This window comes from Kerstersia sp., assembly GCF_052103615.1.
Classification (GTDB): domain Bacteria; phylum Pseudomonadota; class Gammaproteobacteria; order Burkholderiales; family Burkholderiaceae_B; genus Kerstersia.
This window is the reverse complement of sequence record NZ_JBQEKA010000014.1, coordinates 1-16,356: the sequence shown is the minus strand read 5'-3', so window position 1 is coordinate 16,356 and position 16,356 is coordinate 1. Positions and strand designations below refer to the sequence as shown.

The 16,356-nt window shown below is 61.4% G+C and carries 18 protein-coding genes and 1 tRNA gene; 9 read left to right on the top strand and 10 right to left on the bottom strand.

Annotation, left to right across the window (positions count from 1 at the left end; genetic code table 11):
- Both hisC and serC read right to left on the bottom strand, forming a co-directional pair.
- Positions 1-1,128, bottom strand: coding sequence for a histidinol-phosphate transaminase (gene hisC / locus ACTJGZ_RS05585; protein ID WP_441661955.1), 1,128 nt, complete (start codon positions 1,126-1,128; stop codon positions 1-3).
- Between the two features lie 2 nt (positions 1,129-1,130).
- The gene (serC, locus tag ACTJGZ_RS05580; protein ID WP_441661954.1) at positions 1,131-2,261 is read right to left on the bottom strand and encodes a 3-phosphoserine/phosphohydroxythreonine transaminase; all 1,131 of its coding nucleotides are present in this window, start codon (positions 2,259-2,261) and stop codon (positions 1,131-1,133) included.
- Positions 2,262-2,569: 308 nt separating this feature from the next.
- Here serC and asd point away from each other — a divergent pair, with 308 nt between their 5' ends.
- Positions 2,570-3,466: an archaetidylserine decarboxylase gene (gene asd, locus ACTJGZ_RS05575; RefSeq protein ID WP_441661953.1), complete on the top strand. Its 897-nt coding sequence runs from the start codon at positions 2,570-2,572 to the stop codon at positions 3,464-3,466.
- Here asd and ACTJGZ_RS05570 read toward each other — a convergent pair.
- The 3 genes from ACTJGZ_RS05570 to ACTJGZ_RS05560 all read right to left on the bottom strand — a co-directional run bounded on the left by ACTJGZ_RS05570 (position 3,445) and on the right by ACTJGZ_RS05560 (position 4,479).
- Positions 3,445-3,654 (bottom strand): helix-turn-helix transcriptional regulator, encoded by a 210-nt coding sequence (locus ACTJGZ_RS05570; protein ID WP_441661952.1) that lies wholly within the window; start codon positions 3,652-3,654, stop codon positions 3,445-3,447. The genes asd and ACTJGZ_RS05570 overlap by 22 nt on opposite strands.
- Complete coding sequence (locus ACTJGZ_RS05565; RefSeq protein ID WP_441661951.1) at positions 3,655-4,074, bottom strand: hypothetical protein; 420 nt, start codon at positions 4,072-4,074, stop codon at positions 3,655-3,657.
- 90 nt (positions 4,075-4,164) lie between these two features.
- Entirely contained in the window at positions 4,165-4,479 is a 315-nt protein-coding gene (locus ACTJGZ_RS05560) for a hypothetical protein (protein ID WP_441661950.1), read from the bottom strand.
- Between the two features lie 8 nt (positions 4,480-4,487).
- Here ACTJGZ_RS05560 and ACTJGZ_RS05555 point away from each other — a divergent pair, with 8 nt between their 5' ends.
- Positions 4,488-5,309 carry an MFS transporter gene (locus tag ACTJGZ_RS05555; RefSeq protein ID WP_441661949.1) on the top strand — a complete coding sequence of 274 codons (822 nt, stop codon included), beginning with the start codon at positions 4,488-4,490 and terminating at the stop codon, positions 5,307-5,309.
- 277 nt (positions 5,310-5,586) lie between these two features.
- Positions 5,587-5,877 (top strand): hypothetical protein, encoded by a 291-nt coding sequence (locus tag ACTJGZ_RS05550; protein WP_441661948.1) that lies wholly within the window; start codon positions 5,587-5,589, stop codon positions 5,875-5,877.
- A 110-nt stretch (positions 5,878-5,987) separates the two neighbouring features.
- Here the strand turns inward: ACTJGZ_RS05550 and ACTJGZ_RS05545 are convergent, their stop codons facing one another.
- Positions 5,988-6,191 (bottom strand): Arm DNA-binding domain-containing protein, encoded by a 204-nt coding sequence (locus ACTJGZ_RS05545; RefSeq protein WP_441661947.1) that lies wholly within the window; start codon positions 6,189-6,191, stop codon positions 5,988-5,990.
- Positions 6,192-6,447: 256 nt separating this feature from the next.
- Between ACTJGZ_RS05545 and ACTJGZ_RS05540 the strand changes: the two genes are divergently transcribed.
- Positions 6,448-6,813, top strand: a complete 366-nt coding sequence (locus ACTJGZ_RS05540) for a helix-turn-helix domain-containing protein (RefSeq protein ID WP_441661946.1) — start codon at positions 6,448-6,450, stop codon at positions 6,811-6,813.
- The gene (locus ACTJGZ_RS05535) at positions 6,810-8,054 is read left to right on the top strand and encodes a type II toxin-antitoxin system HipA family toxin (RefSeq protein WP_441661945.1); all 1,245 of its coding nucleotides are present in this window, start codon (positions 6,810-6,812) and stop codon (positions 8,052-8,054) included. The genes ACTJGZ_RS05540 and ACTJGZ_RS05535 overlap by 4 nt, the downstream gene beginning before the upstream one ends.
- Before the next feature lie 63 nt (positions 8,055-8,117).
- Here the strand turns inward: ACTJGZ_RS05535 and ACTJGZ_RS05530 are convergent, their stop codons facing one another.
- On the bottom strand, positions 8,118-8,429 hold the full coding sequence (locus tag ACTJGZ_RS05530) for a hypothetical protein (protein WP_441661944.1): 312 nt from the start codon (positions 8,427-8,429) through the stop codon (positions 8,118-8,120).
- A 515-nt stretch (positions 8,430-8,944) separates the two neighbouring features.
- Positions 8,945-9,018, bottom strand: a tRNA-Gly gene (locus ACTJGZ_RS05525).
- Positions 9,019-9,233: 215 nt separating this feature from the next.
- On the opposite strand from ACTJGZ_RS05525, the gene ACTJGZ_RS05520 reads away from it, so the two are divergent.
- The 4 genes from ACTJGZ_RS05520 (at position 9,234) to ACTJGZ_RS05505 (ending at position 13,808) form a co-directional block, all read left to right on the top strand.
- Positions 9,234-10,364, top strand: a complete 1,131-nt coding sequence (locus tag ACTJGZ_RS05520; RefSeq protein ID WP_242611415.1) for a porin — start codon at positions 9,234-9,236, stop codon at positions 10,362-10,364.
- Positions 10,364-11,074, top strand: a complete 711-nt coding sequence (locus tag ACTJGZ_RS05515; RefSeq protein ID WP_441661943.1) for an ABC transporter ATP-binding protein — start codon at positions 10,364-10,366, stop codon at positions 11,072-11,074. Before ACTJGZ_RS05520 ends, ACTJGZ_RS05515 begins: the two co-directional genes overlap by 1 nt.
- Before the next feature lie 72 nt (positions 11,075-11,146).
- Positions 11,147-12,088: an ABC transporter substrate-binding protein gene (locus ACTJGZ_RS05510; protein ID WP_278864420.1), complete on the top strand. Its 942-nt coding sequence runs from the start codon at positions 11,147-11,149 to the stop codon at positions 12,086-12,088.
- A gap of 55 nt (positions 12,089-12,143) precedes the next feature.
- Complete coding sequence (locus tag ACTJGZ_RS05505; protein ID WP_441661942.1) at positions 12,144-13,808, top strand: ABC transporter permease; 1,665 nt, start codon at positions 12,144-12,146, stop codon at positions 13,806-13,808.
- A gap of 74 nt (positions 13,809-13,882) precedes the next feature.
- Here the strand turns inward: ACTJGZ_RS05505 and ACTJGZ_RS05500 are convergent, their stop codons facing one another.
- Both ACTJGZ_RS05500 and ACTJGZ_RS05495 read right to left on the bottom strand, forming a co-directional pair.
- Entirely contained in the window at positions 13,883-16,168 is a 2,286-nt protein-coding gene (locus tag ACTJGZ_RS05500; protein ID WP_441661941.1) for a TonB-dependent siderophore receptor, read from the bottom strand.
- 2 nt (positions 16,169-16,170) lie between these two features.
- Positions 16,171-16,356: hypothetical protein (locus ACTJGZ_RS05495; RefSeq protein WP_441661940.1), on the bottom strand; the 186-nt coding region annotated here is incomplete at its 5' end.

The window sequence follows — 16,356 nt, the reverse complement described above, 5'->3', positions numbered from 1 at the left end:
TCACGCCTCTGCAGTCCTGCGCGGATCCGTCGGCACGTTTGCCAGTACTTGTTCCAGCACTTGCACCAGATGTCCGGCCTGTTCATCCGTGCCGACGGTGATGCGCAGAAACTGTTCGATCCGCGCCTGCCGGAAGTGGCGCACCAGGATATTCGCTTCCCGCAAACGGGCCGCCAATTGCTGGGCGTCATACCGGGGGTGCCGGGCAAAGACGAAATTGGCCTGTGAGGGCAGCACCTCGAACCCCAGCGCTATCAGTTTCGCAGACAGCCAACCGCGGGTCGCCATAATGGCCTGCCGGGTCTGTTCAAAATAGGGCTGGTCATCGAATGCCGCCATCGCGCCTGCCTGCGCCAGGCGCCCCAGCGGATAGGAGTTGAAGCTGTTTTTGACGCGCTGCAATGCTTCGATGAGCGCCGGCTGGCCTATGGCGAAACCCACGCGCAATCCCGCCAGCGCGCGCGACTTCGATAAAGTCTGCACCACCAGCAGGTTCGGATACTGCGCGACCAGGCCAATCGCCGATTGCCCGCCAAAATCCACATACGCCTCATCCACCAGCACCACACGAGACGGATTCATGGTCAACAGGCGCTGTACGGCCGCCAGGGGCAGGCCTTCGCCGGTAGGCGCGTTGGGATTGGCCACCACCACCCCGGCAATGTCGCCGCAAGCCCGCGCCGCCGCCGCAAACGCATCCAGGTCGATGCGCAAGCCGGCATCGACAGGCACCAGTTCCGCCCGGATACCGAACAGGCGGCAATAGACTTTGTAGAAGTTGTAGGTGACATCGGGAATCAGCAAACCGGCATTGCCGTGCTGGAAGAACGCACAAAAGGCGTGCGCCAGAATTTCATCCGAACCATTCCCGACAAATACCTGATCCCTGGCCAGCCCGTGACAGGCGGCGATGGTTTCGCACAGCCGCTCCGACTCCGGGTCGGGATACAAGGCCAGGCTCCGGTCCGCCGCTGCCTCCGCGCAGATGCGTTCAATTACCCGCGGCGACGGCGGATAGGGATTTTCATTGGTATTGAGCTTGAGCAAGCCGCCGCTCTGCGGCTGTTCGCCCGGCTGGTAGGGCTGCAGCTCCTGCACTTTCGGACTGATCAACGTGTTGTGTGTCATGGTCATCCCGCGTACCGCTCGAAATCTTGGAGATAGGCAACGAGGGCATCGACGCCTTCGTCTGTCATGGCGTTGTAAAGGCTGGCGCGCATCCCGCCGACCGAACTATGCCCTTGCAATTGCAGCAGGCCGCGCTGCTCGGCGCCATCCAGAAAACGCCGGGTCAGGGACTCATCCGCCAGGGTGAACGGCACGTTCATCCGCGAACGCACGGCCGGATTCACCCGGTTGATGTAGAAATCGCTGGCGTCTATCGCCGCGTACAACTTGGCCGCCTGCCGTTCATTGCGCGCCGCCAGGGCAGCCAGCCCGGTTTGCTGCCCTTCGCGCTGGCGCAACATCCAGCGTGCGGTCAGGCCCAGCAAATAAATCCCCCAGGTGGGAGGCGTGTTGTACATGGACTGGCTGCGCGCCACGAGCTCGTAATTGAACGCGCTGGGGCAAATCGGCAAGGCCCGGCCCAGCAGCTCTTCACGGATCAGCACCAGCGTCAGCCCGGCCGGCCCCAGGTTTTTCTGGGCGCCGGCAAACGCCATGCCCACCCGCTGCCAATCCATCGGCCGTGAAGCAATATCCGACGAGCAATCCACCACCAGCGGCGCCGTGGAGCCCAGCGCAGCGAGGTCGGGGAATTCAGGAAACTGCACGCCCTGGATGGTTTCATTGCTGCAAAGATGCACATAGGCAGCCTGCGGGCTGAGCTGCCAGGCCGCCAGATCCGGAATATCGGTGTAACCCGATGCTGCGCCGCTGGCCGCCAAGGGCGCCGCCTTGACGTACCTTCCGGCCTCTTCATGCGACTTGCTGCTCCAGCTGCCAGTCACCACGAAATCCACCACCCCGCCCTGCGACAGGTTCAGCGGCGCAATCGCATTCTGGCCTATGCCCCCGCCTTGCAGAAACAGGATATGGAAGTCTTGCGGCAGCGCGAGCAAACCGCGCAGATCCGACTCGGCCTGTTCGCAGATGGAGATGAAATCCTGGCTGCGGTGGCTCATTTCCATGACCCCCATGCCGCTGCCATGCCAGTTCAGCAACTCATCGGCGGCCTGTTGCAGCACCTCCTCCGGCAAAGTGGCCGGGCCAGGGCTGAAATTGAATGGCCGTTGCTCGCCTGCTTGTCTGCTTGTCATGGCTGCCCTCCGAGCACGATCATGGCGCCTGCTTCCAGCGCATGTTGCGGCGCTGCCGGATGCTGGCCGGCAGCAGCCCGTGCGGCAGGCATCACAGGTGCAAGACGCGCAGCGCGCGCCTCCCACCGCCCCGCCTGGTGTCCTTGTGCCTGAAAGACTGCGCGTTCCCTAACCATCTGCTTTCCTTCGCTGTCAATGCGGCGCAGAGACCGCCATGGCGGTGATCTGCGTTAACGCTCGATTTTTGTCATATGACATTCTATATTATGTACCAGAACAAAAATAAAACACCAACTATCCCTGATGCCATGTCCCTCTCTCTGATTTTTCAGCGCCTGGCCCCCATGCACTTGCTGACACGCGGTGCCGGCCGCCTGGCGCAAAGCCGCCAGCCCGTCATCGCGCAGGCGCTGATCCGCGCCTTCATCTACCGGCACGGCATAGACCTGCGTGAAGCCGCACGGCCATCGCCAGCGGACTATCTCAGCTTCAATGATTTCTTCACCCGGCATTTGCGGCCGGGCATGCGCCCCATCGCCAACGCCAGCTGGGTTAGCCCGGCCGATGGCATCGTGAGCCAGCTGGGCGCCATTCATGGCGGGCAATTGATACAGGCCAAACAACAGGCCTACAGCGTCAGCGAATTACTGGGCGACCCCGTGCTGGCCCGCCGTTTCGAAGGGGGGCACTTCACAACGGTTTACCTCAGCCCGCGCGACTATCACCGCGTGCATCTTCCCTGCGCGGGCAGGCTGCTGGGCATGCGCCATGTGCCTGGCACCCTGTTTTCCGTCAGGCCGGAAATCGTGGCTGGCATAGATGGGCTGCTGGCGCGCAATGAACGCCTGGTCTGCTGGTTCGCCCATCCGCAACATGGCATTTACGCCGTCGTGCTGGTAGGCGCGGCCATCGTCGGCAGTATTGCTACCGTCTGGCATGGCCTGGTCACGCCCCCCAGGCGTGCCATCATTCAAGCCTGGCATTACGCGGACGAAACCCCCGCCCCCTGCTTTGCACAGGGTGAAGAAATCGGGCACTTCCAGCTGGGTTCAACCGTCATCACCCTGATGCCGCAGAAATCCCTGGCCTTTCACCCCGATTGGCAGGTCGGCCGGCAAGTCCGCCAGGGGCAAGCCATCACGGCGGATGCTGCGCCAGGCAAGCAAGCGCCAGCGCGCTGCCATCACGCGGCTGAGCCGCAGTAAGGGTTATCGAAAATCGCTTCGACAGGACGCCCGAACAGCGCGCTGATCCGAAATGCCAGATCCAGGGACGGCGCGTGTTTCCCGGTTTCAAGCGCATTGACGGCCTGACGCGACACCCCTAATCGTTCCGCCAGATCGGCCTGCGTCCAGCCCGCTTCGGCGCGCAATATCCGCAAGGTATTCTTCATTCAATGGCTCTTGCTTATCAAGGGAGTGACCAGGGCAAACATTGCCAGGAACAAGGGATAAATCAGCCAGGCAGGCAAATGCGGCGCGGCAGCATAGGTTTCGCCAAACCCCCACGCCACCCAAAGCGCCATCGCCAGCCCGGCCGCCAGAATGAAACTCTTGGCGATAATGGCCCGCACATACTCATCACTGTCTGCCATCAGCCGCAAGGTCGCCCAGACTTGCCCTGCCACCGGTACCGCCGCCGCCAAGGCCAGCACCCAACCCAGCGGCTGTCCCAGTACACCATCAAACACCCCGAGGATGGCCAGCAAGTTGAGCAGCACATAAACACCCATGAAGGCGCCTGTGCGGGTGAGATAAGTCCGGCCTGCGCTGGCAACGCCTGCGGCGCTGGAAACTGAATGGAGTGGTGACATGACATGGCTTCCTTGTAAGGTAAACCTGACATTAATGAAGTCAGGCAAACCTGTCAATAAGTCATGTAAACCTTACAAACCAATACCTGATCACTTGCAGTGAACAAGGCATAAGCAGCCAGGCCCGTGCGCGCCCGTGGCGGCAAGGCCGCCAGGGCGGGCTTCTAGCGTCCGGGCGCTGCCCGGCTCTTCCAGCAAGGCGCGCGCCACACGCAGCAGGCGCACATCCCTGAGCATGGGGAAATGCAAAGACTCATGCGGCGCGCGGCTGATCTCATCCAGGATGACCTGGGCGATCCTGTCTTGCTCCGGGCTCAGGCTAGCGCCAGGATCCCAGGTCTCGGCCCGGCTGACCAGCACTCGCAGCACTTCTGAAATCGCGATGACGCAAGGCGCTGCCGGCAACGGCTGGCATGCTGACGGTGCATGCTGCTGTGGGGCTTCACCCTTTTTACCGGCGCCAGCCTGGCGGGGGGTTCGCCGTCTCAGGCGCGGCCTTGCTGGCAGCCCGGGCTGTGCAAGGGCTGGGGGCTGCCGTACTGGCCACCTCGCCGCTGGCGATTATTGTGGCCGCGCCCCCCCCCAAGGGGCCGGGCCAGGAACGCGCGATCGGTATGTTCATGGTACTGGCGCTGGGCGCTATCCTGACGTCATCGCTGTTTTTTCTGTCTCAAACGCTGCAACGCATAGACGGGCGCAACCCCTTGGATACCGGGCTGGCGCTCCTGCCCATGGCCGCATCGCTAGCCGTGGCAGCCATCTCCTCACGCACGCTGCGCGACCTTGGTGTCCGGCATCTGCCCTGCCTGGGCGGGCTGATTTCGGCGGCGGGTTTGATCTGGCTCTATTGGATACCGGAGCACCCCAATCTCGCCGCTGACCTGCTGATCCCCACCCTGCTGCTCGGCACCGGCTGCGGACTCGTCATGATGAGCGCCACCCATGCTGTCCTCGCTGGCGTTCCCCGGCAGGATGCCGGTCTGGCCGCAGGCTTGCAAAACTCAGCGCGCCAACTGGGCGGCGCCATCGGCATTGCCCTGCTCGTCACCCTCGCCCACGCCGTCACGGCCAGCCGCAACGCGGCGGGCCAAGCGGCCCGCCTGGCAGAACTGGATGGCTACCGCTGCGCCTTTCTGGCCGCAGGCTGCCTCAGCATCCTGGCCGCCCTGGCATCGCTGCTGCTGCGCGGCGCGGCATCTGAACCTGCCCCCGCATCCCCCGGCCAAAAACCATAAGATGGTCTTCCCTCATGACGGACCGTGGCACGCTCCGTCATGATCGTCTTGCGGCAGCTCAGGCAATGCCCCTCGGGCGGCTGCCTGAAACGCCATCGTACGTTTCTGCGTCATAGGCATAGTCATGCTCATGCTGTTTACCTCGCAGCATATGCCTCCCCCACCCCATTCCGGATAGGCTCCGCAACGCTAACCTAGGCTCTGTTTCCGGGACATCGTGAAGACTGGCGCGGAGCAACGTAAAATGTCAGGCCTCTATACTCCACATGCTTGCCTTATGAACCTTGAACGACTGCGCCGCGAATTTCCCAACTTCGACATAGCAACCCTGCCCCCCCTGCCTGAAGGGTATATCGACACGTCGAGCTACATCGACGCAGCCCCATCATTTGAGAACGAAAAGCGCGGCTTGAAAGTGTATGTTGACTACGCCAACTATGCCGACCGCGAATCCGGCAGAAGCCAACGCTTCTGCGTCTCGCGCTACGACGAGGAAGCAGGCGACTTCGAGGACGTCGCCCTATCGACTAACGATTGGGCCGAAGTCACGCGCTTCCTGACTGCCTGAACCCCTCGCCGAGGCTGATCAGTGCCCGCTCCGATTGCCGGATGATCGCCTCCGCAAGCGCTGGTACCCCGTGGTCTTCGTGATTTCGACAGCGGCTGTCGAACCTGCGCCTAGATGCGCCTGATCACCTCCAACAAGTGATGCGAGGTGAACTCACCCGCCAGCCGGGCAGCCTGCTGCTTCTGTGTGCTCGCGGGCCTGGGATTGATGCCTTTGGCGATCTTCGCCTTTGCCTCTACCCGTATGGCCCGCGCATCACACAAGCTCAGCCCGGGATACGTGCCGAAAGATATCTGTGACCGCTTACATCCCATTCAAATTCAATCGCTTGGGAGAACTTCCCAAAGTGACAAACTGAGTGTGGAGCGCTGCTTGGAGCGTGTGATGAGAACAGAACCTAGCATCCCGCTCTTTGATTGATAAGGTGACATCCCCCGTTTAGGAAGCGAGGATGTACCGCATGTTGGACCGGTGTGGTGGCTGCTGCCCACCCTCATCAGGCTTCGGCACAAAGTCATAGCTTCACGCTATTATGGACAAATTAAACAAAAATAGCCCATAATAGCGAACATGCCACGCAAACCGCCTATCATCTTCCCTCAAGAACAGCGCCTCCTGTCCTCGCTGGGAGAGCGGCTGCGCCTTGCCCGCAAGCGACGCAAGTTGAGCAACGCCGTCGTCGCGCAACGCGCGGGGATCTCAAGAACGACCTTGTACAAGGTTGAGGCCGGGGACGCCGGGGCTACGCTGGGGTCCTATGTCCGGGTCCTGGCCGTGCTGGGACTTGAGGGCGACCTTGATCAGTTGGGGGCCGACGACAGAGTGGGTCGGAAACTGCAGGACCTGGAGCTTGAACCAGCCCCCAAGCGCCGCACGGCCACCCGTGCCAAAGCGCTCGAACCCTCGCCGGCCGCAGACAATGAGGCATCGACATGAGCGCGCAGGACAACACCCTGGAAGTCTGGTTGAAGGATGACCTCGGCCCTGCACGCCAAGTCGGCACACTCGCCCATAACCGCGGCCAAATCCGCTTCCGTTACGAACGCGATTGGCTACGAGACCCTCGCGCCTTCGCGCTGGACCCCGATCTCTCCCTCGACGAACACCCCTTCTTTCCCAAGCCTGAGCTAGGCAACTTCGGCATCTTCCTGGATTCGTCACCAGACCGATGGGGACAAACACTGATGAAGCGGCGCGAGGCCCTACAGGCAAAGGATGAGCAACGCTCTCCCCGTCCGTTGTACGCCTGGGACTTCCTGATCGGCGTGCAAGACCACACTCGCCAAGGCGCCCTGCGCTTTCGCCGACCAGATACGGAAACGTTTCTTGGCGACGAGCACATGGCGGCTCCGCCAGTGACCACGCTGCGAGAGCTGGAAGCCGTGGCCTACCAGCTCAGCAACCGGCGTATCGACGATCTAGATGCGCTACGAAAGTGGCTCGCCGTACTCGTCGCACCTGGCGCATCTCTGGGCGGAGCACGGCCCAAGGCCAACTTTACCGAAACTGACGGGTCACTCTGGATCGGCAAGTTTCCTTCCCGAGATGACGATCGAGACGTAGGAGCTTGGGAATACGTCGTGCACCAACTCGCACAAGAAGCGGGGATAGACGTACCACCTGCGAAGCTCATCAAGTTAAACAACGACTTCCATACCTTCTGCATCCAACGCTTCGATCGCGCCAACGGTTCGCGACGCTTCTATGCCTCGGCAATGACATTGCTTCGCAAGACGCAAAGTGAAGGTACGAGCTATCTGGAATTGGCGCAGTTCATTCGCGCTCAGGGTGATGCCGAACATGCGGATGCGGACTTGGAACAGCTATTCCGGCGCGTGGCGTTCAACGTCGCGGTCGGCAATCGCGACGACCACCTTCGCAATCACGGATTCGTGCTTGGCAAGACAGGATGGAGACTTGCACCCGCGTTTGACGTCAACCCGAATATCGACAAGGCGGAGCATGTCTTGAATATTGACGACATCGACAATCGACCTAGCCTAGAGACTGTTCTCAGCACGGCCGCTTTTTATGGGCTGGGCGAAGCGCAGGCTCGACAGATGGTGGATGAGGTCGTCATGGTTGTCGATCGTTGGCAGGACACTGCTCGCCGGATGCGCATTAGCGGTGCGGATATTGAGTTGACTGCTGGGGCGTTCTCGGCAAATAAGGTATAGGGAAGAAGGCTGCCGTGCGGGTGGCTGCTTTCGACCCTAAGCAGACATTCATGAACGCCTGAATTAAGCCACGCGCTCGCCGACGATGCCAGCATGCTGCTTGTCGATCTCACGGCAGACCTCTCGCAATTTTGTGTCTAAATCAGCGTAGGCGTTGTGCACGGCCTGAAGTCCACCAGGTGAATTATTCAGGATCTTCGCAAGCTCAGATTGCTGTTGCATCAGCGCTAGGTAGTGAATTCGAAGAGCCAGAAGCGCACTGAGACGTCCGATGTCATTGGATTTCTTTGCTTCCTTAGCACTCCTGCGAGCATAAAGTACAGCTAGACCGGACACTAGGAGCGCCAGCACAGCTAAAGACAGCTGCCAATCCATTAACAACTACTTATATATATCCAACTAGATTTAGACGACGGAAAAATAAGCTCGCCGTTCATATAAAAATGAATTCAGCCACAATCCTGAGAGTAAGTAACCATCAGCAAACTTTTAGGTAAGCCTAAAAACTTCGAGATCATTGCAAGGACTCTAACGACCAATAATGGAACGATTCCTTCTAGCCAAAAAAAGACACCTAAATCACTAACATTTGAGCTCATGCCGCGGCCCGTCAACGCCGTCGCACCTGCAACGAATGGTTAGCGCACATCAGCAAGCAAGTAACTATCTAGCTCTCTATTAGAAATCATCTTCTTATGCAGTATTTCAAGCTTCTCCCGAAGAACCAAGCAACATGCCGGCCCCCCGTGTTGATGGGCCAAAAAATGTAGCGGATGGGGTGCTAGAAAGGCATTTTTCCGATCCCGACAGCATCAGGAAGAAAAATCCTATTGAAATTCAATCGCTTGGGAGGACGTCCCAAAGTGACAAACTCAGTGTGGAGCGCTGATTGGAGCGGGTGAAGGGAATCGAACCCTCGTATGCAGCTTGGGAAGCTGCCGTTCTACCATTGAACTACACCCGCATTTGACCGTGCTGCCAACGTACCGCAGCAGGAAAGAAGACAATAATTCTAGCAGAAGGCGGCGCATTCGTGCGGCAGTGTGTCTTTTTCCCGTATTTGTTGCCGCGAGGCTGCGTTCACTCTGCGCGCTGCCCGACTTTTCTCTTGGTCATGGCGCTGTCATGCCCGCCCCTTACGCTGGCGTCTCTTATTCAAGTCCCAAAGAGGATAACAATATGTCGATGCCGTTCCCCCGCCTGCGCGCGGGTCTGCTTTGTTGCGCCCTGCCGCTTTGCGCGCTGCCTTTCGGCTCTGCTTCCGCACAGGCCTCCCCTTCTTCCGTCACGCTTTACGGCACGATTGATGTGGCCGTGGAAAAGCTGTCCAACGGCCCTGGGCCAACCAACAAGCCCAATATGATTTCCGGCGGCCTGAGCGGGTCACGCTGGGGTATCAAGGGCAGCGAAGATCTGGGCGGCGGGCTGAATGCCATTTACACGCTGGAAAGCGGCTTCGACGTCTCCGACGGCACCCTGCTGCAAGGCGGCCGCCTGTTCGGACGCCAGGCCTATATCGGGCTGTCCGACAAATCCTGGGGGCAATTGATGGCCGGCCGCCAGAATACCTTAATGATCGACTGGATCAGCAAGTACAACCCTTTCGGCAATGGCAATTACTCCGCCAAGCGTGTCGATGGCGCCTTCTCGGATCGCGCCGACAACGCCCTGAAATACACCGGCAAATTCGGCGCATTCAGTCTGGGCGCGCTCTACAGCTTCGGCTGGAATAACGATCAGGACGCCGAAGATTCCAAGGTCGGCCGCATGTATAGCGCCGGGGTGCGGTATCAGCAGGACGGCCTGGATGCCGCCGTGCTGTATCACGTCAAACACGCCAACAAACCCGGCCTCAATGCCGACAGCAATAACCGCGAACAGCGCATTGCCGCCGGCCTGTCGTACAAGACCGGCGCCTTCCAGGTTTACGGCGGCTACCGCTGGCTGAAGCAAGAACTCACCACGCAGAACTACACCAGCAATATGTACTGGGCCGGCGCCAGCTATCAGGTGAGCAAGCCGGCCACGCTGTCGCTGGCGCTGTACTACCTGGATGGCACGACCTGCGACAACCTGAATGCCGCCGCCTGCCCTGCCGCGCAACAGGCGGGCAAGGATCAAAAGCCCTGGCTGTTCGTGCTGGGCGCCGACTATCAGGCGTCCAAACGCACGACGTTTTACGCAACCGGCGCCTATGCCCTGAACCGCCATGACTCGTCGCTAAGCGTGATCGGCGGCAAATTCGGCGAAAACGTCAACCCAGGGGCGAACCAGTTCGGCCTGAATATCGGCATGCGCCACAGCTTCTGATGCCCCCTTCCCACACTTCCCACGCCAGCGCGCCGCGCCGCGGCGTCGCCATCGGCATCCGCCAGTTGCGCCATGCTTTCGGCGGCAACACGGTGCTCAATGGTATAGACCTGGACATTCCCGCGGGAACCATCCTGGCCCTGCTCGGGCCATCAGGCTGCGGCAAAAGCACCTTGCTCAAATCCCTGGCAGGGCTGTTGCGGCCCGATGCGGGCAGCATCCACTTCGGCGAACGCGCCGTCCATGAAACCCGCCGGACGCTGCCCCCGGAGCAGCGCGACCTGGGCATGGTATTCCAGGATTACGCGCTCTGGCCGCACATGACGGTCGCGGGCAATATTGCCTTTCCGCTGCAAATGCGCGGCGTGCCCAAGGCCGAACAGCGCGGGCGCGTGGAAGAAGCGCTGCAACTTGTTGGCCTGCAAGGCTACGGCAAGCGCCGCCCCGCCGATCTGTCCGGCGGCCAGCAACAGCGTGTCGCTCTGGCGCGCGCCATCGTGGCGCGCCCCCAGGTGCTGCTCTTTGATGAGCCGCTCTCCAACCTGGACCGCGACCTGCGCGAAAGCCTGTCGGCCGAACTGGCCGCGCTGCTGCGCCGCCTGGGCACCACCGCCGTCTATGTCACCCATGATCCCCAGGAGGCCCACATCCTGGCGCACCGCATCGTGCGCCTGTCGGCCGGCAATGTCCACGAAGACATCCTCCTGTAACCTGATTGCAAGATAACCATGACACACTCTTTTGTTTCCCGTTTGCTACTGCCTATCCTGGCCCTTTCCCTCATGCCCGCATTTGTTTCGACGGCCCACGCGCAGCAAGACGAGCGCAGCCTGACGGTCTATACCGCCGGGCCGGGCAGCCTGATCAAGAAACTCGCTGCCGGTTTTGAACAGCAAAGCGGCATCAAGGTTGATGTGTTCCAGGCCACCACCGGCAAGGTCATGGCGCGCCTGGAAGCCGAGGCCGCCAACCCCCGTGCCGATGTCCTGATTTCCGCGTCCTGGGACACCGCCCAGGATCTGGAGCAACGCGGCTGGCTGCAAGCCTATGAAAGCCCCAACGCCGCGGAAGTACCGGCGGCCTTCAAGACACCCTACTATGTCGCGCAAGGCATTTCCGCGCTCGGCATCGTCTGGAATACCCAGAGCGGCAAGCCCGAGCCCAAAGACTGGAGCGACCTCGCCGCGCCGGAATACAAGGATCTGGTCACCATGCCTGACCCGGCCCTGTCCGGCGCCACGCTGGATCTGATCCTGGGCCTGTACGCCGCCCGGGGCGACCAGGCCTGGACCCTGCTGGAGTCGCTGCGCGACAACGGCATGACTGTCTCCGGCCCCAACGCCCAGGCGCTGACGCCAGTGCTGCAAGGCGCCAAGGCCGCCGTGTTCGGCGGCGTGGATTACGTGTCCTATGCGGGCATGACCAAAGGCGAATCCATCAAGGTGATCTTCCCCGCCAGCGGGACGGTAATCGCGCCGCGCCCGATGATGATCCTGAAGGAAAGCAAGCGTCCCGCGGCCGCACGCCAGTTCATCGACTATGTGCTGTCGCCGGAAGGCCAGGCGGCTGTCGCCGAAGCCTGGCTTATGCCGGCCCGCAGCGATGTGGCCGCCAGCCGCCCCCTGTTCCAGGAGCTGACGCTGCTGCCCGCCGCCGATGGCGGCTCCAGCACGCTGCGCGCCGATGTGCTGCAACGCTTCGGCACCCTGTTCGGCCAGCGCTGATTTCTGATTGTCGTCTCCGGCAGCGGCCGCTGGCCGCGCCGGAACTGGAGAGATCATGCGCGGCATGTCCATGCTGGCAATGCTCACCCTCACGGCGCTGGCCGTGCTGGTGGCATTGCCTATCTGTTTTATCGTGCTGCAAGCGGTATTTCCGCATCTGGGCGCAGGCTCGCTAAGTGGCGCGTTCAGCAATATTCTGCCGGTACTAAGCCAGGAAAATGTCACGCCCCTGCTGGGCAACACCCTGCAACTGGGTGTGGGCGTCATGCTGGCCAGCACGCTGATCGGCGCCCCGCTAGGCGCGCTGCGCGGCCTGTTCCGTCTGCCCGGCGCCCCGGTCTGGGATCTGCTGTTCCTCGTGCCCTTTCTGTTGCCCCCCTATATTGCTGCGCTATCCTGGATGATGGCGCTGCAACCTGGCGGGTATCTCATGCAGCTGACCGGCATCCATCTGGGCGCTCTGCTGTTTTCGCCAACGGGGATCATCCTCATCATGGCGCTGGGCACGTTTCCGGTGGTGTATTTCGCGGTGTCCCGCAGCCTCGCAGCAGCGGGCGGCCGGCTGGCCGATGTCGGCCGCGTCTGTGGCGCCACGCCCTGGCGCGCGTTCTTCCGCATCACGCTGCCGCTGGCGCTACCCGCGCTGGCCGCCTGCATGTTGCTGACGTTCACGCTGGCCATCGAGGAATACGGTGTCCCGGCGGCCTTGGGCAGCCAGGCAGGTTTTCTGGTGCTGACCACTGCCATCGAAAGGCGCCTGTCGGACTGGCCCATAGACTTGTCGGGCGCGGCTATGCTGGCGCTGCTGCTGGTTTCCCTGGCGCTGCTGGCCTACGCTTTGCAGCGCGCCATGCTGGCGGGCCGGCGTTTCGAAACGACCAACGGCAAACCGGTGGAATCCGCGCGCCGCGAGCTCGGGCCATGGCGCGTGCCGGTGCTGCTGCTGTTCACGCTGATCAGTTTGCTGGCGGTCGCCGTGCCCATTGCTTCCATGCTGGCCTCTGCGCTGACACGCACGCTATCCGGCGGGCTCAGCCTGCACAACTTCAGTCTGGACCACTTCAGCGCCCTGCTGGAGCAAGGCGGAGAACCGCTGCAAGCCTTGTCCACCAGCCTGTCGCTGGCAGTCGGGACGGCGCTGCTGGCAGGCCTGGTCGGTTTTGCCTCGGCCTGGTGCGTGCACGGCCAGCGCATACGCGCCGCCGGCTGGATAGACGCGCTGTCGCTGCTGCCCGCTTCACTGCCTGGCGTGGTGGTCGGTGTCGGCTTGATCCTGGCCTGGAACCAATCCTTCTGGCCAGTCACGCCTTACGGCACCTGGGTGATTCTGCTGCTGTCCTACACCTGCCTGCTGCTGCCCTACCCCGTGCGCTATGTGTCTGCGGCCCTGGCACAGATAGACGCCAGCCTGGAAGCCGCCGCACGCGTGCACGGCGCCGGGGTCATGCGCAGTTTGCGGCATGTCACGCTGCCGCTGGCGCTGCCCAGTCTGGTGGCGGCCATGCTGATGGTGTTCGCCGTGGCATCGCGAGAACTGGTGACCTCCTTGCTGCTGGCCCCCGCCGGGGTGCAGACAGTGTCCATCTTCGTCTGGCGTCAGTTTGAACAGGGCACCATCGGCCAAGGCATGGCCATGGCCGTGGTGGCTGCTGCGATCAGCCTGAGCCTGATGCTGCTGGGCATGCGCCTGCAAGGCAGGCAAACCGCCGGCCCAGGCTGAGCCCGTCTGGGGAATACCTCGTCAGCCCTCGGCCTTCAGGCCGAGGGCTGACGCATTGGCCCGTGCTCAAGGCATCAGAACGAAGACGTTACCGACAGGTAGTATGCCCGCCCGGGTTCGTTATACGTGGCCGCCCCGGCGCCAGTAAGATTTCCCACCGGCGAGTTCACCGTAACGGCATTGCCGCGCCGGTACAGGCGCTTGTCAAACAGGTTGCTGACGCCCGCCGTCACGGACAGATGGCGCGACACGCGATAGTTCGCCCCCAGGCCAAACAGCGCATAGGGCGACAGCGACTCCGTGGCTTCGCCCGTCAGCGGCTTGCCGTGGTAATCGTATTTCTTGGGCTTTTGCTTGCCGTACCAGGTCAGCGTGGCATTAAGCCCCAGGCTGTCACTCACACGCCAATCCAGGCGTGAATTCAAGGTGTACTTCGGAATGACGGACAAAACTTCGCCTGTGGTTTTGTTCTTGCTTGTCAGCATGACCGTGAAATTATTGCTCAACGACACCGCTGGCGTGAAGGTATAGCCCAGATTGCCTTCCAGGCCTTCGACCACCGCCCGGGGCACATTTTCCCAGCGGAAGATGTTCGCCGATGTCCCTTGCGTGCCGCCAGCGGGCGACATGCCCGCTTCAATCTTGTCGCGGTAATCATTGCGGAAGTAAGTCAGCCCGGCCTGCAAGGCATCATCCTGATATTCCAGCCCCAGCTCCTTGTTCACGCTGGTTTCCGCCTTCAGCCCGGGATTGCCCTGCAAATAGCAGGGGCCCCCAGCGCCCCAGCAACCGTTACCGTTGCTATAGAGCAGGTAATTGTCATTGGTCTGGTACAGATTGGGGGTCTTATAGGCCCGCGCAATACCAGCCTTGACCGTGAAGCGGTCGTTAATCAGATGCGACAGGTTCAGCGACGGGCTCCAGTTGCTGCCCGTCACGCTGTGATGGTCGTAACGCGCCCCTGGCGTCAGAATCGTATCTGCCGTCAGTTCAATATTGTCTTCGGCAAACAGCGAAAACGTATTGGCGGCGGTCCGACTCGCGCGCGCCAGGGAGACTGCACCTGGCACCTGGGCGCCGCCCATGAAGCCCTGCGTCATGGAGTTGGCGTCATCCAGTTCGTTGCGCACCCACTCCATCCCCAGGGTGAGCACCTGCTGGCGCCCAAGCAACTGCCCCGGCAGGCTGGTTTCGCCATGCAAGGTATAGGCGCGCAGCACGGCCTGGCCGAATTCGCCTGATGAAAACAGGCCTTCCGTGCCCCCGGCCAGCCCTTCCTTTAACCGCTTGTTGCGCGTCTTTTCATACTGCGCATAGACATGCGAGCTGCCAAAATCGTAATCACCCCTGTGGGTCAGCGCATAGGTTTCACGGTACAGAATATTGGTTTCCGCCCCCAGGTTTTCCTCGACCAGCTTGGTCAGGTCTTCCAGGGTCGGGTTGCCATGCATGTAGTTGTTGGTGTTCTGGGTATCGCCCGTATAGATATTGCCCTGGCGGCTGAAGGCCGCATCGAATTCGATGAGATGGCCAGGCGCCGGCTTCCAGCTCAAACGGCCGGCAGCATCACGGTTGCGCACGCCTTCGCGTCCGGCCGGAAAGGTATTTTCATGAAACCCGGTACGCGTGGAGGCATGGCCGCGATTGATATCCCAGGCATCGGAATCAGTCTTGGCGATATTGCCGTTCAGGCGAAAACCCAGGCTATCGGAAAGCGGCCCGGCCAAACCAAAACTGGCGCGGCGCGTGTCGCCGTCCTTGGAGGCTTCCGGCTGATTGGCATACAGCGTCAACGACCCTTGCAGAGTGTCCGGAATGCCCTTGGTGATAATGTTCACCACGCCGCCTGCCGCGCCGTTGCCATAACGCGCTGCCGCCGGGCCTCGCAGCACCTCGATGCGTTCCACCGCATCGACCGGCACCCAATTGGTATCGCCCCGCGTATCCCGCTCGCCACGCCAGCCATAGCGTACGGAAGTGCGGCTGCTGACCGGTCTGCCGTCGATCAGAATGAGCGTGTTTTCCGGGCCCATGCCGCGAATGTCGATCTGGCGATTATTGCCGCGCTGGCCGCTGGTGGAATTACCGGTCAGGTTGACGCCGGGCTGGCGGCGGATGAGATCTGCCAGATCATTGCTGGGCGGATTTTCCGCGATATCTTCGGCCGTAATGATGGAAACCCCGGGCGCCTGCTTGAGCGTTTCTTGCGCCGTGCCCAGGACTTCGACTGTTTCCAGCGCCCGCACGGCCGGAGCCTGCATTGCCGCGGGTTCCGCCCAGGTATTCCCCGCCAGGCTACCCAGCAGGCCGCCCAGTAAAAACCCGGCACGATTGATTGAAAAGCAGCGACCCGCAGACATAGCTATCTCACCAGCAAAAAAGGAAATCCGGCACAGGCGCGAACCGCCAGCGCCAGAGAAAAGCGCAAACGATTATAGCTATCATTTGATAACCAGCCGGAAAATCCGTGCCTGCCAGCCAGAAGGAATCGGGTTAAAGGCCAGCGCTGCTGGTGTGCTGTTTTGAGCACGCTTTTGCGCCACTTGCC

Bases quoted from the DNA above. Each gene is read 5' to 3' on its own strand.
- hisC (WP_441661955.1), bottom strand. From the start codon at position 1,128: ATGACACACAACACGTTGATCAGTCCGAAAGTGCAGGAGCTGCAGCCC.
- serC (WP_441661954.1), bottom strand. From the start codon at position 2,261: ATGACAAGCAGACAAGCAGGCGAGCAACGGCCATTCAATTTCAGCCCT.
- asd (WP_441661953.1), top strand. From the start codon at position 2,570: ATGTCCCTCTCTCTGATTTTTCAGCGCCTGGCCCCCATGCACTTGCTG.
- ACTJGZ_RS05570 (WP_441661952.1), bottom strand. From the start codon at position 3,654: ATGAAGAATACCTTGCGGATATTGCGCGCCGAAGCGGGCTGGACGCAG.
- ACTJGZ_RS05565 (WP_441661951.1), bottom strand. From the start codon at position 4,074: ATGTCACCACTCCATTCAGTTTCCAGCGCCGCAGGCGTTGCCAGCGCA.
- ACTJGZ_RS05555 (WP_441661949.1), top strand. From the start codon at position 4,488: ATGCTGACGGTGCATGCTGCTGTGGGGCTTCACCCTTTTTACCGGCGC.
- ACTJGZ_RS05550 (WP_441661948.1), top strand. From the start codon at position 5,587: ATGAACCTTGAACGACTGCGCCGCGAATTTCCCAACTTCGACATAGCA.
- ACTJGZ_RS05545 (WP_441661947.1), bottom strand. From the start codon at position 6,191: ATGGGATGTAAGCGGTCACAGATATCTTTCGGCACGTATCCCGGGCTG.
- ACTJGZ_RS05540 (WP_441661946.1), top strand. From the start codon at position 6,448: ATGCCACGCAAACCGCCTATCATCTTCCCTCAAGAACAGCGCCTCCTG.
- ACTJGZ_RS05535 (WP_441661945.1), top strand. From the start codon at position 6,810: ATGAGCGCGCAGGACAACACCCTGGAAGTCTGGTTGAAGGATGACCTC.
- ACTJGZ_RS05530 (WP_441661944.1), bottom strand. From the start codon at position 8,429: ATGGATTGGCAGCTGTCTTTAGCTGTGCTGGCGCTCCTAGTGTCCGGT.
- ACTJGZ_RS05520 (WP_242611415.1), top strand. From the start codon at position 9,234: ATGTCGATGCCGTTCCCCCGCCTGCGCGCGGGTCTGCTTTGTTGCGCC.
- ACTJGZ_RS05515 (WP_441661943.1), top strand. From the start codon at position 10,364: ATGCCCCCTTCCCACACTTCCCACGCCAGCGCGCCGCGCCGCGGCGTC.
- ACTJGZ_RS05510 (WP_278864420.1), top strand. From the start codon at position 11,147: ATGCCCGCATTTGTTTCGACGGCCCACGCGCAGCAAGACGAGCGCAGC.
- ACTJGZ_RS05505 (WP_441661942.1), top strand. From the start codon at position 12,144: ATGCGCGGCATGTCCATGCTGGCAATGCTCACCCTCACGGCGCTGGCC.
- ACTJGZ_RS05500 (WP_441661941.1), bottom strand. From the start codon at position 16,168: ATGTCTGCGGGTCGCTGCTTTTCAATCAATCGTGCCGGGTTTTTACTG.